Source organism: Pseudoxanthomonas sp. GW835-FHT14C01, assembly GCF_058793715.1.
In genome coordinates this window covers 51,566-63,983 of the sequence record NZ_JBXAGB010000005.1, presented here as the reverse complement: position 1 = coordinate 63,983, position 12,418 = coordinate 51,566, and the positions used below count along the sequence as shown (strand labels likewise).

Here is a 12,418-nt window from a genome sequence, read left to right as displayed (position 1 = left end):
GGCAGCGGAGCAAGCTCCGCTCTACGCCGACCCGGAGCGGGCGCGCACCTTGCCCTGCCGCGCGTACGGAACGAAGAGCAGCGGAGCAAGCTCCGCTCTACGGAATGCTGCCGAACGCGGGCGAGACCCCGGCGTAACGTCGAGCTTGCTCGACGCCGCGGAGTGTCGGCAGCGTGGGAATGAAGAAGCGCAGCGGAGCGGGCGCCGCGCTACGGGTGTACGCCCGCAGCGCCGCAGGCGTCAGGCGGCCAGCCGGTCGCCCAGCCGGGTCGATGCCGCGCGCAGCTCTGGGAGCAGGCCGCGATCGTCGACGATCTCGAAGTCCGGGCCGATCAGCGCCATCAGGGCGAGCAGCGCATCGATCGATTCGGCCCCCAGTTCCAGCATGCAGTGATGCGCATCGCCAGCCTCGAGGATGCCGCACCACGTCGGTACGCGTGCGGCCTGGTCGGCGACGGAACCTGGCAGTCGCAACCTGACCTGGTAACGGGTGAACGGCTGGGTGATCGACTTGGCCACGTAATCCGCCACGTCGCCGGGAAATTCGCGCGGGGCGAACTGCATGCCGGTGTCGTGCAACGACTGCACGCGATCCACGCGGAAGGTCCGCCAGTCCTCGCGTTTCAGGTCCCACGCGACCAAGTACCAGCGACTGCCGGTGTGCACCAGGCGCAGCGGTTCGATCAGGCGCTCCGTCGCGCGCTGGCTGCGGTCGCGGTAGTGCATGCGCAGCCGGAAACCGTCACGGCAGGCGCCGGCGATGCGCAGCAGCAGGTCCACATCGGACGTCGGCACGCCGCCGGCCAGCGACAACGTGACCGAATACAAGGCGCTCGCGCGCTTGCGCAGCCGCGCCGGCAGCCACTGGTCGAGTTTGGACAGCAGCCGTAGCGCGGTGTCTTCCATCCGGCCGACGCTGGCCGCGGCCGTGCGCAGAGCCACCGCCACTGCGACGGCCTCGTCGTCTTCCAGCAGCACCGGCGGCATGGCGGAACCGGACCCGAGACGATAGCCACCCCCCAACCCGGGGGAGGCATCGATGGGATAGCCGAGCTCGCGCAGGCGTTCGACATCCCGCCGGAGGGTCCGGCGATCGACCTCCAGCCGCTGGCTCAGTTCGGCGCCGGTCCAGTGCCGGCGGGACTGCATCAACGAGAGCAGGCGAAGGAGACGGTTGGAGGTGCTCAGCATGGGCGCAGTATGCGCGCCTATTGAGGACTGATCCTGTCCTCGATATCCGCCACACTGGCATCCACCGACCAGCGGAGAGCGAGCCTGATGACCGTCCAGACGTTCCGGGGAAGTTGTCACTGCGGCGCGGTCCGCTACGAAGTCGACCTCGACCTGGCCGCCGGCAGCGGCCGATGCAACTGTTCGATCTGCACCAAGACGCGGTACTGGGGCGCCATCGTCAAGCCGGAGGCCTTCCGCCTGCAGCAGGGCGAGGACGCGCTGACCCGCTACCCGTTCGGCAGCGGCATGGTGGAACACCTGTTCTGCAAGCACTGTGGCGTGAAATCGTTCGGCCGGGGCGAGCTGGACGTGCTGGGCGGACGCTATTACTCGGTGAACCTGGCCTGCCTGGACGAGGTGGAGCCCGCCCTGCTCGCGGAGGTTCCGATCCGCTACGCCAACGGGCGCGACAACGACTGGTTCTCCGAACCCGCCGTCACGCGCCACCTCTGATCCGACACCGCACAACGTAACGCCCCGGCATGCCGGGGCGTTACGTTGACCATGCGCTGGCGTCGGCGATCAGGCGCGACTGCGACGGGTCGGGCGCTTCGCGGCGGCCTGGCGGGGCGTGGCAGCGGCACGGGTCCGCTTGGCGGCCGGCTTCTTGCGGACGCGCGGCGCCGGCTTGCGGGCGGACGTCTTCTTCAGGCCCAGCTTGACCAGCACCGGCTGCAGGCGGGCTTCGACGTCGGCGCTGAAGCGTTCGACGCTGGCTTCGCCCTGCTCGCGGACACCGGCCAGGCGCCCCAGCACATCGCGTTGCGCCTGACCTGCCAGAGCTTCCGCCTGCTGGCGTGCGGCCTGCAGTTTGCCGACGGCGTCGTTGGCAGCGCCGACGGCTTCGCGGCGGGCGACGGCGATCAGGCCGAGTCCGGCGAGCCAGACATGGCGCAGGGTGGGTTCGGGCGTCTTGCGGGTGGTCTTCTTGGCGGCCATGGGGGCGGTCCACATGCCGACCACGGCGGCCGGCTTCCATGACGGGATGCTGTCCGGCCCGCGTCGAGCAATCACACTATTGGCCGCTGACGCGATGGATTGCGTAGGGGTTGCCTGCGGACGGCGTTCGCGGCGATGCTCGCCGCTTCCTGGGAGGGATCACCGATGGCAGCGAAATCTTCGAAGTGGGCTCCGTTTCCGCATGATGCAAAGGCCTACGCCTACGCCGGCGATGCACTGAAGAAGGCCTGGCCCGCGCTGCACGCCGGCGACCAGGAGCCCTACCCCGACGAAAAGCGCGCCAAGGCGCTGATCGCTGCCGCCGGCAAGGCGGCCAAGGGCGTCGAGCCGGCGGACCTCGCACAACGGCTGCAGGACGCATGGCGCGCGTTCCACCGGGGCGACTTCCAGGCGGCGTACGACGCCGGCGAAGCGCTCGGACCGCTGGGCGCGTCGGTCGCGGTGAAGGCCCTGGGCATCCATGCCACGTATCTGGTCACAGACGAGGCCGAACAGCTGAAGCGCTTCGAGCAGGCCGCGAAGCTGGCGGAAGCGGCGATCAAGGCGCTGCCCGACGAAGCCAACAGCCATTATCGCCATGCCTTCGCGCTCGGCCGCTACAGCCAGGGCCTGAGCATCGCCAAGGCGCTCAAGCAGGGCGTCGCCGGCAAGGTCCGCGCCGCGCTGGATGCCACGCTGGAGCGGGAACCCAAGCACGCCGAGGCGCATACCGCGCTGGCGCTGTACCACGCCGAGATCATCGACAAGATCGGCGCGATGATCGGTGGCCTGACCTACGGCGCCAAGGCGAGCGAAGCCGAATCGCACATCAAGACGGCCCTGAAGCTGACGCCGGACTCGCCCATCGCGCACGTCGAATACGCGAACGTGCTGCTGCTCCTGCACGGCGACAAGAAGGAAGACGCGGCGGCCGCCTCGTTCGAGAAGGCCGGCAAGCTGAAACCGCGCGACGCCATGGAAGCGCTGGACGCCGCCTACGCGAATGCCCAGATCGAGTAACGCCCTCGCCTTCGTGCTGGCGGCCTGTGCGCTGACCGGCACGACCGCCCCCCTGCACGCGCAATCGGCGGCCACGCCGCCCCCCGCGATAGAGACCGCCCCCACGGATACGTTGCGGGACGCCCTCGCCTGCCGCACCTCGATCGCCGATGTGCCCGGACTGCTGCCGCGCCTTCGGCGCGAACGTCCGACCGAGTTCGTGCAGACCGAGCGGCAGTACAGCGCGCCGATGATGGATCTCTATCGCTTGGAAGCGCCCGTTCAGGCGTGGGGCCACGAGAGCGATGCGGTCGTCATCACCGACAACCGCGTGCTGCTGCTCGTCGACAGCCCGATCGAACAGGCCACCGCCCAGCTCGAACGCGCCCTGGAAGAAAGCAAGGATGCACCCCTGTCGGGCGCGCTCGACGACGCGCACGCACTCGTCGTCTATGCCGCCGAACAACCCGGCCTGCAGGGACGCACGCTGGTCGGTTGCGAGTACCGCATGCCGTCGCTGTCGCTGCTCGCCGATCCCGAGGATGCCTGGCGCGCACAGCGCCCGCGATAGTCATACGTCGCATCGCGCAGCGCGCTCCGCCGCTCGCATACCCCGCGCGTTTTCACGTCCGAGCAACCGAGCCTGCTCGGCTCCGCGCTGTCGCGTGGATGCCTCCCGCATGCGCCGGCTCGGCCTCGCCGGCATGACCGGGCGCACTTAACGGCTCGCCGCGCGCCTTCTTTAGGCGCTCCATCGCCTTTTTCGATACCCGATGAAACGCCCGTCCAGCGGGGCTTTCCGGCACCTAGCACAAATTTTCGCGCAACCCCTAAAGGTTTTTTTGGCAGCGCCGTTATTCATTTCGCAACACGAAGACGACTAGCCCAACAAAACAAACCGGCAGCGTCTTTTCCCTTCAACGCCGTGAATCCAAATAAGAGGAGACGAACATGGCACAGGTCATCAACACCAATACGATGTCGCTCAACGCTCAGCGCAACCTGAGCACCAGCGGCGCCTCTCTGGCCACCACCATCCAGCGCCTGTCGTCGGGCCTGCGCATCAACAGCGCGAAGGACGACGCGGCCGGTCTGGCCATCTCCGAACGCTTCAGCACGCAGATCCGCGGCCTCGACGTGGCCGTGCGCAATGCCAACGACGGCATTTCGCTGGCCCAGGTCGCCGAAGGCTCGCTGACCGAGATCGGCAACAACCTGCAGCGCATCCGCGAACTGGCCGTGCAGTCCTCCAACGCCAGCAACTCCGCGTCCGACCGCGCCGCACTGAACGCAGAAGTCAAGCAGCTGACCGCCGAAATCGACCGCGTCGCCAAGCAGGCCGACTTCAACGGCACCAAGCTGCTGGACGGCTCGTTCACCAGCCAGCTGTTCCAGGTCGGCGCCAATTCCGGCCAGGCCATCGCCATCGACAAGGTCGTCGACGCCCGCGCCCAGACGCTGGGCGGCGTGACCTTCGCCAACCTCTACACCGGCACCGCGCTGGCGGCGGATGCGGCCACGGCCGACACCACCTTCTCCCAGCTGCAGGTCACCACGACCAATGCCGGCGTCACCAAGACCATCGACATCGGCGCCTTCGAAGTGAAGGCCGGCCAGTCGATCACCCAGGGCGCAGCCGCCGCGCTGAACGCCAAACTGGGCGAGACCGGCGTCTACGCCGAGGTCAAGGCGGGCGTCATCAATCTGTCCGGTATCAAGGGCGGCCAGGAATTCGCCCTCGCCTTCGGCGGTCCGGCCGTCACCGGCGCCACCATCTCGACGGCCGCCAACCTGGGCCTGACCGAAACCAGCACCAACGGCGGCGATCTGGCGGCGACCGGCTCCTTCGTCCAGGCCCTGGACATCACCACCTTCGCCGGTGCGCAGCGCGCCCTGGAAGTGGTGGACAAGGCCCTGACCTCGGTCAATGGCGCCCGCGCCGACCTGGGTGCCATCCAGAACCGCTTCACCTCGGTGGTCGCCAACCTGCAGACCAGCTCGGAAAACCTGGCCGCCTCGCGCAGCCGCATCCGCGACACCGACTTCGCCAAGGAAACCGCCGAACTGACCCGCACCCAGATCCTGCAGCAGGCCGGCACGGCCATGCTGGCCCAGGCCAACCAGGTGCCCCAAAACGTGATGTCCCTGCTGCGGAACTAAGCCTTTGCGTCCCGGGTTGCACGGCCGGGAAGCGTTGAACCCTCCATCCCCCGTGCGACACACGCCTAAGGAAAACTTCTCATGGCACAGGTAATCAACACCAACACGATGTCGTTGAATGCTCAGCGCAATCTGAGCACCAGCGGCGCCTCGCTGGCCACGACCATCCAGCGTCTGTCGTCGGGTCTCCGCATCAACAGCGCCAAGGACGACGCGGCCGGTCTGGCCATCTCCGAACGCTTCAGCACGCAGATCCGCGGCCTCGACGTGGCCGTACGCAACGCCAACGACGGTATCTCGCTGGCCCAGGTCGCCGAAGGTTCGCTGACCGAAATCGGCAACAACCTGCAGCGCATCCGTGAGCTGTCGGTGCAGTCGGCCAACGCGACGAACTCCTCGTCCGACCGTGCGGCACTGAATGCGGAAGTGAAGCAGCTGACGGCCGAAATCGATCGCGTGGCCAAGCAGTCCGAGTTCAACGGCACCAAGCTGCTGGATGGTTCGTTCTCCAGCCAGCTGTTCCAGGTCGGCGCCAACGCCGGCCAGGCCATCGCCATCGACAAGACCGTCGACGCCAAGGCCAATGCCCTGGGCGGCGCCCAGTTCGCCACGGGCACCATCGCCGCGGTGACGGGTACGGACAATACCGACCAGGTGGTGGCGGCGTTCACCATCACCGACAGCAAGGGCACGGCGGTCAGCTTCGACGCCCTGACCGTCAAGAGCGTCGGCCTGGCCGCCGCCAACGCCAGCGAGACCGGCAAGCAGCTGGCCGCGCACATCAACAGCAAGGTCGGCGAAACCGGCGTCTACGCCGAAGCCAACGCGGCCGGCGCGGTCACCCTGACCTCGGTCAAGGACAGCGTCAACGCGAGCGGCGCGTTCACCGCCTTCACCACGACGGCGGCCGGTTACGCCGCCGGTGCGGCGCCGACCAAGCAGTACGCCAGCAACCTGGACATCAGTTCGGTCAAGGGTGCGCAGCAGGCGCTGGAGATCGTCGACAAGGCGCTGACCGCCGTCAACGGCGCGCGTGCCGACCTGGGTGCGGTGCAGAACCGCTTCACCTCGGTCGTCGCCAACCTGCAGACCAGCTCCGAGAACCTGGCCGCCTCGCGCAGCCGCATCCGCGACACCGACTTCGCCAAGGAAACCGCCGAACTGACCCGCACCCAGATCCTGCAGCAGGCCGGCACGGCCATGCTGGCCCAGGCCAACCAGGTGCCCCAGAACGTGATGTCCCTGCTGCGTTAAGCCGCTGAACGGCATCGGGCGGACGACTCTCTCTCCGCACGCCTGATGTCCACCTCTCCAACGCCTTGAGGAACCCTCCATGGCACAAGTCATCAACACCAATACGATGTCGCTCAACGCTCAGCGCAACCTGAGCACCAGCGGCGCCTCTCTGGCCACCACCATCCAGCGCCTGTCGTCGGGCCTGCGCATCAACAGCGCGAAGGACGACGCGGCCGGTCTGGCCATCTCCGAACGCTTCAGCACGCAGATCCGCGGCCTCGACGTGGCCGTGCGCAATGCCAACGACGGCATTTCGCTGGCCCAGGTCGCCGAAGGCTCGCTGACCGAGATCGGCAACAACCTGCAGCGCATCCGTGAGCTGTCGGTGCAGTCGGCCAACGCGACGAACTCCTCGTCCGACCGCGCCGCGCTGAACGCCGAAGTCAAGCAGCTGGCGTCGGAAATCGATCGCGTGGCCAAGCAGTCCGAGTTCAACGGCACCAAGCTGCTGGACGGTTCGTTCTCGAGCCAGCTGTTCCAGGTCGGCGCCAACGCCGGCCAGGCCATCGCCATCGACAAGGTCGTCAACGCCAAGGCCGATGCGCTGGGTGGCGTGAAGTTCGCCGCCGACCGCGTGGCGACCACCGATGCCGCGGCCGCCACCTCCGACGGCAAGCTGTCCGGCCTGGTGCTGAACGGCGTGACCATCAGCGACATCAGCTGGAAGGCCGGCGACACCGGCGTGGACGTGGCCAAGACGGTCGCCAACGGCATCAATGCGCAGATGGGCGAAACCGGCCTGCGTGCCACCGTCAGCGCGACCGGCGGCATCACGCTGGAATCGCTGAAGGCCGACAAGGACGTCACGCTGACCGCGGGCACGATCACCGGCGGCGCGGGCACCGTGGCCGTTCCGGCCAACGCGACCCAGATCGGCCTGACCGGCATCACCGCCGTCACCGCCGCGGCCACCGCGAACTCCAGCTTCGTCTCCTCGCTGGACATCAGCTCGGTCAAGGGTGCGCAGCAGGCCCTGGAAGTCGTCGACAAGGCGCTGACCTCGGTCAACTCGGCGCGCGCCGACCTGGGCGCGGTGCAGAACCGCTTCACCTCGGTCGTCGCCAACCTGCAGACCAGCTCCGAGAACCTGGCCGCCTCGCGCAGCCGCATCCGCGACACCGATTTCGCCAAGGAAACCGCCGAACTGACCCGCACCCAGATCCTGCAGCAGGCCGGCACGGCCATGCTGGCCCAGGCCAACCAGGTGCCGCAGAACGTGATGTCGCTGCTCCGCTAAACCGCTCCACAGGAATCGTCGCCTGGCGCAGGCGTCCCGGAAGGATTCGTCTCCCTCCGTTTCGCGCCGGGAGGGGTGGCACCGCCACCTCTCCGCCTTCCACCGGCTTGGTGGCGGGCGCCGGGCATTCCTCTTCGTTACCGCCGCACGTTCCAGGCAACACCCTCCCTCTTTCCAGGACCCCGTCATGGCACAGGTCATCAACACCAACACGATGTCGTTGAACGCTCAGCGCAACCTGAGCACCAGCGGCGCTTCGCTCGCCACCACCATCCAGCGCCTCTCGTCGGGCCTGCGCATCAACAGCGCGCGGGACGACGCGGCCGGTCTGGCCATCTCCGAACGCTTCAGCACGCAGATCCGCGGCCTCGACGTGGCCGTGCGCAATGCCAACGACGGCATTTCGCTGGCCCAGGTCGCCGAAGGCTCGTTGACCGAGATCGGCAACAACCTGCAGCGCATCCGTGAGCTGTCGGTGCAGTCGGCCAACGCGACGAACTCCTCGTCCGACCGCGCCGCACTGAATGCGGAAGTGAAGCAGCTGACCGCCGAAATCGATCGCGTGGCCAAGCAGTCCGAGTTCAACGGCACCAAGCTGCTGGACGGTTCGTTCTCCAGCCAGCTGTTCCAGGTCGGCGCCAACGCCGGCCAGGCCATCGCCATCGACAAGACCGTCGATGCCAAGGCGAGCGCCCTGGGCGGCGCGATGTTCGCTACGGCCACCTTCACCACCGCGACCCCGGCCGACGGCGTCACTGCGCTGAAGATCGAAGGCCTGCAGCTGACCAATGCCGACGGCGCCGCCGTCACCATCGACACGATCGATGTGGCCGCGCAAGGTTCCGGTGCCGCCACCCGTGACGCCGCCGCCAAGGCGCTGGTCACCGCGATCAACGCCAAGATCGGCGAGAGCGGCGTGTACGCCGAACTCGGCGCCGCGGGCGCGATCAACCTGACCTCCGTCAAGGACAGCGTCGGCACTAGCGGCGCCTTCAAGGGCATCGCCATCGACACCGGCACCTGGACCGGCGGCACTGCCCCGGCCGACGTCGCTGCCAGCACGGTCGCCACCACGAAGCAGTACGCCGCCAACCTGGACATCAGCTCGGTCAAGGGCGCGCAGCAGGCGCTGGAGATCGTCGACAAGGCGCTGACGGCGGTGAACTCGGCCCGCGCCGACCTGGGTGCGGTGCAGAACCGCTTCACCTCGGTCGTGGCCAACCTGCAGACCAGCTCCGAGAACCTGGCCGCCTCGCGCAGCCGCATCCGCGACACCGATTTCGCCAAGGAAACCGCCGAACTGACCCGCACCCAGATCCTGCAGCAGGCCGGCACGGCCATGCTGGCCCAGGCCAACCAGGTGCCCCAGAACGTGATGTCGCTGCTCCGCTAAACCGCTCCACAGGAATCGTCGCCTGGCGCAGGCGTCCCGGAAGGATTCGTCTCCCTCCGTTTCGCGCCGGGAAGGAAGGTTCGCCTTCCTTCCGCCTTCCACCGCCTTGGTGGCGGGCGCCGGGCCTTCCTTCTGCGATTTAAGCCCTCTCTTCTTTTCCTCAGGTCCGCGTCATGGCACAGGTCATCAACACCAACACGATGTCGTTGAACGCTCAGCGCAACCTGAGCACCAGCGGCGCCTCGCTCGCCACCACCATCCAGCGCCTGTCCTCGGGCCTGCGCATCAACAGCGCCAAGGACGACGCGGCCGGACTGGCCATCTCCGAGCGCTTCAGCACGCAGATCCGCGGTCTCGACGTGGCCGTGCGCAACGCCAACGACGGCATTTCGCTGGCGCAGGTCGCCGAAGGCTCGTTGACCGAGATCGGCAACAACCTGCAGCGCATCCGCGAACTGGCCGTGCAGTCGTCCAACGCGACGAACTCGTCGTCCGACCGCGCCGCACTGAATGCGGAAGTGAAGCAGCTGACCGCCGAAATCGATCGCGTCGCCAAGCAGTCCGAGTTCAACGGCACCAAGCTGCTGGACGGTTCGTTCTCCAGCCAGTTGTTCCAGGTCGGTGCGAACGCCGGCCAGGCTATCGCCATCGACAAGACCGTCGATGCGAAGTCCACGGCACTGGGCAAGGTCCAGTTCGGCTCCACCAGCGGCGTGGGCGTGGCGACCGGCACCGCGACCGCCGATGGCAAGATCACCGGCATCTCGATCACCAACCCTGCCGGCAAGACCTTCGCGATCGACGATGTCGAGGTGAAGGCGGGCGACACCGGCGCCCAGGTCACCGCCAGGATCATGGGCGCCATCAACGCCAAGGTCGGTGAGCACGGCATCTACGCCGAATCCACGGGCACGACGGGTTCGTACTACACCGTCGGCGCCGCGCTCAACGACAGCGGCGCCGCAGCCGGCATCACCGTGGTGTACGGCACCAGTGGCGCGGCCGGCATCGCCTCGGGCGTCGGCGTCACCGGCGGCGTGCCCGGCGCGGGCGAAGTGAAGGGCCTGTCGGACCTGGATGTCACCACCTACCTCAACGCCTCGCGCGCGGTCACCATCGTCGACAAGGCGCTGACGGCGGTGAACTCGGCCCGCGCCGACCTGGGTGCGGTGCAGAACCGCTTCACCTCGGTCGTCGCCAACCTGCAGACCAGCTCGGAAAACCTGGCCGCCTCGCGCAGCCGCATCCGTGACACGGATTTCGCCAAGGAAACCGCCGAACTGACCCGCACCCAGATCCTGCAGCAGGCCGGTACGGCCATGCTGGCCCAGGCCAACCAGGTGCCCCAGAACGTGATGTCCCTGCTGCGCTGACGCGCGGCGCGCGCCAAAGACCTCCGTAGTTCCCTGTCGTCACGGACGGATTCGTCTCCCTCCGTTTGGCAGTACCCCAACCCCCGCCGGTAACGGCGGGGGTATTTTTTTGGGCAGGAGTGAGCGGAGAGGAGAGAGTAAAGGCAGGGACCTCGTGGTCTCGCTTCCACTCACTCCTCGCTCTTCTGGCACAAACCCTGCATCCCCGCCCCTGCCTGCATTTCTCACCAGCACGCCGGACCCACGGCGGCGGTGGGAGACGGAGAAATGCGGCTAAAGAACGGCTCAGCCGGGCCGTTATTGGTACTGCACGGGCGGGTCCCATTCGTGATCGGATGGCGACCCGCCCGGCCTCCCTTTTTGCGGAAAGGGCCAGACAGGAGACAAGGCAATGGCGGATTATTCATTGGGTTACGGCGGCGTCGGCTCCGGGATGAACATCACCGGCATGGTCGAACAGCTGGTGGCCGCGGATCGCAAGCCCGCCGACAACCGCCTGAACCGCATCGAGAGCCAGGCGAAGTTCAAGCTGTCCGCCATCGGCACCGTCAGTTCCGCCTTCAGTACCCTGGATACGGCGCTCAAGGCGCTCAAATCCGCCACCGCCTTCGACGTGCGCACGGTGAAGTCCGGCACGGACACCGTGGCGGGCGCCAGCGTTTCGAACGGCACGCCCAACGGCATCTACAACGTGGAGGTGGTCGAGCTGGCCACCGCCAACAAATGGATCACCGACACGCCGGTCGCTGCGGCCCAGACCTTCGGCGCCGGCCAATTGACGCTGACCGTGGGCGGCGAATCGCTGGCGATCGACATCCCCGCGGACGCCTCCCTGCAGGACGTGCGCAGCGCCATCAACAACGCCGCGCGCAGCAAGGGCGTGCAGGCCAGCGTACTGACGTCCAACGAAGGCCAGTACCTGTCGGTGTCGTCGGACAAGACCGGCGCGGCCAACGGGATCACCCTCGCCTTCACCTCCGGCGGCAGCGACCTGCAGTCGCTGGTCGGCAGCCTGCAGGAACGGGTACCGGCGGCGGACGCCGAGGTAAAGATCGATGGCCTGACCGTCACCGCCAGCAACAACAAGATCACCGAGGCCGTGCCCGGCCTGACCCTGGACCTGAAGACCAAGGGCACCAGCACGGTCACCGTGTCCACGGACACCGCGGCCGCGAGCAAGCTGATCCAGGATTTCGTGACGGCGTACAACACCGCCATCAACGCCATCAACGCGTCCACGAAGTACAACGCGGACACCAACGAGCCTTCCGCACTGACGGGCGATGCGCAGATGCGCAGCGCGTCGGGACAGCTGCGCAACATGATGGGCAACCTGCTCGGCGACCTCGCCGCGCAGGGCCTGGACGCCAAGACGCTGGGCCTGCAGACCAAGGGATACCCCTCGTCCGACGGCACGCTGGTGTTCGACAGCAGCAAGTTCACCGCCGCCCTCACGGCGGATCCGGAAAAGATCCGCACCGCCTTCACCGGCGACACCGCATTCGCCGGCACACTGCAGAAGGCCGTCGGCAGCTATATCGGCACCGACGGCGCCTTCACCCTGCGCAGCAACGGGTTGAACGCGCAGATCAAGGACGTCGCCACGCAGCGCAAGGCGCTGGACGTCCGCATGGAAGCCGTCGGAAACCGCTACAAGGCGCAATTCGTCGCCATGGACGCACTGGTCGGACAGATGAGCACCACCAGCAACTACCTCGCCCAGCAACTGGCCTCGCTTTCCAACCAGACCGGATAAGCCACGTGGCGACGATGCCCCGCACCGGCTCG

At 67.5% G+C, this 12,418-nt stretch carries 11 protein-coding genes; 9 read left to right on the top strand and 2 right to left on the bottom strand.

The window, feature by feature from the left end; translation table 11 throughout:
* Window positions 1-240: 240 nt before the first annotated feature.
* On the bottom strand, window positions 241-1,191 hold the full coding sequence (locus AC1Q5B_RS19610; RefSeq protein ID WP_492633125.1) for a helix-turn-helix transcriptional regulator: 951 nt from the start codon (window positions 1,189-1,191) through the stop codon (window positions 241-243).
* Window positions 1,192-1,278: 87 nt separating this feature from the next.
* Between AC1Q5B_RS19610 and AC1Q5B_RS19605 the strand changes: the two genes are divergently transcribed.
* Window positions 1,279-1,686: a GFA family protein gene (locus AC1Q5B_RS19605; RefSeq protein ID WP_492633124.1), complete on the top strand. Its 408-nt coding sequence runs from the start codon at window positions 1,279-1,281 to the stop codon at window positions 1,684-1,686.
* A gap of 69 nt (window positions 1,687-1,755) precedes the next feature.
* Here AC1Q5B_RS19605 and AC1Q5B_RS19600 read toward each other — a convergent pair whose 3' ends face one another.
* A complete protein-coding gene (locus AC1Q5B_RS19600; protein WP_492633123.1) occupies window positions 1,756-2,172 on the bottom strand; it encodes a hypothetical protein in 417 nt (138 codons plus the stop codon).
* Window positions 2,173-2,337: 165 nt separating this feature from the next.
* On the opposite strand from AC1Q5B_RS19600, the gene AC1Q5B_RS19595 reads away from it, so the two are divergent.
* The 8 genes from AC1Q5B_RS19595 (at window position 2,338) to fliD (ending at window position 12,386) form a co-directional block, all read left to right on the top strand.
* On the top strand, window positions 2,338-3,192 hold the full coding sequence (locus tag AC1Q5B_RS19595) for a hypothetical protein (RefSeq protein ID WP_492633122.1): 855 nt from the start codon (window positions 2,338-2,340) through the stop codon (window positions 3,190-3,192).
* Window positions 3,176-3,742 carry a hypothetical protein gene (locus tag AC1Q5B_RS19590; RefSeq protein ID WP_492633121.1) on the top strand — a complete coding sequence of 189 codons (567 nt, stop codon included), beginning with the start codon at window positions 3,176-3,178 and terminating at the stop codon, window positions 3,740-3,742. Before AC1Q5B_RS19595 ends, AC1Q5B_RS19590 begins: the two co-directional genes overlap by 17 nt.
* 380 nt (window positions 3,743-4,122) lie before the next feature.
* A complete protein-coding gene (locus AC1Q5B_RS19585; protein ID WP_492633120.1) occupies window positions 4,123-5,331 on the top strand; it encodes a flagellin in 1,209 nt (402 codons plus the stop codon).
* A gap of 81 nt (window positions 5,332-5,412) precedes the next feature.
* Window positions 5,413-6,585, top strand: a complete 1,173-nt coding sequence (locus AC1Q5B_RS19580; protein WP_492633119.1) for a flagellin — start codon at window positions 5,413-5,415, stop codon at window positions 6,583-6,585.
* A 79-nt stretch (window positions 6,586-6,664) separates the two neighbouring features.
* A complete protein-coding gene (locus AC1Q5B_RS19575) occupies window positions 6,665-7,864 on the top strand; it encodes a flagellin (RefSeq protein ID WP_492633118.1) in 1,200 nt (399 codons plus the stop codon).
* Window positions 7,865-8,051: 187 nt separating this feature from the next.
* Window positions 8,052-9,257 carry a flagellin gene (locus AC1Q5B_RS19570; RefSeq protein ID WP_492633117.1) on the top strand — a complete coding sequence of 402 codons (1,206 nt, stop codon included), beginning with the start codon at window positions 8,052-8,054 and terminating at the stop codon, window positions 9,255-9,257.
* 173 nt (window positions 9,258-9,430) lie between these two features.
* A complete protein-coding gene (locus AC1Q5B_RS19565; RefSeq protein ID WP_492633116.1) occupies window positions 9,431-10,630 on the top strand; it encodes a flagellin in 1,200 nt (399 codons plus the stop codon).
* Between the two features lie 391 nt (window positions 10,631-11,021).
* Window positions 11,022-12,386 carry a flagellar filament capping protein FliD gene (fliD, locus tag AC1Q5B_RS19560; RefSeq protein WP_492633115.1) on the top strand — a complete coding sequence of 455 codons (1,365 nt, stop codon included), beginning with the start codon at window positions 11,022-11,024 and terminating at the stop codon, window positions 12,384-12,386.
* Window positions 12,387-12,418: the final 32 nt, after the last annotated feature.